Here is a 318-nt window from a genome sequence, read left to right as displayed (position 1 = left end):
GGCATAACCCGTCCATTGCTGCGCGTCCCGAGTCCACGCCAGATTGAGCAGATGGGTGTTCAACTTGCGCTCGCGCGCGAGCGGGTTCAGCGCATCGCGGCCGGCCACCCGGTGCACGCGGTCGAGCCAGTCGTAGCGCACCGTCAGCGCCGCCAGCGGCTGCCAGCGCAACTCGACCGCATCGAAGGTCTGTTCGTGCTGGCGCCAGCCCACGTTGCCGACCCAGCGCTGGTTGTCCAGCAGCAGCCGTTGACGACCGGCGGTGGCGCCGAACCGGTCGCCCTGCCAGCGCAACCAGTACTGGTTGAATTCGCTGCC

At 68.6% G+C, this 318-nt stretch carries 1 protein-coding gene; it reads right to left on the bottom strand.

The features are described from left to right. Nucleotides 1-318 (bottom strand): alginate export family protein (locus tag UUA_RS18325; RefSeq protein WP_008439728.1); only part of this gene is annotated, 318 nt, incomplete at both ends.

Origin of the sequence: Rhodanobacter thiooxydans LCS2 (genome assembly GCF_000264375.1) — a bacterium.
GTDB classification, from domain to species: Bacteria; Pseudomonadota; Gammaproteobacteria; order Xanthomonadales; family Rhodanobacteraceae; genus Rhodanobacter; species Rhodanobacter thiooxydans.
Note: the sequence above shows the minus strand (reverse complement) of the source record. Positions and strands in the feature narration are given on the sequence as shown.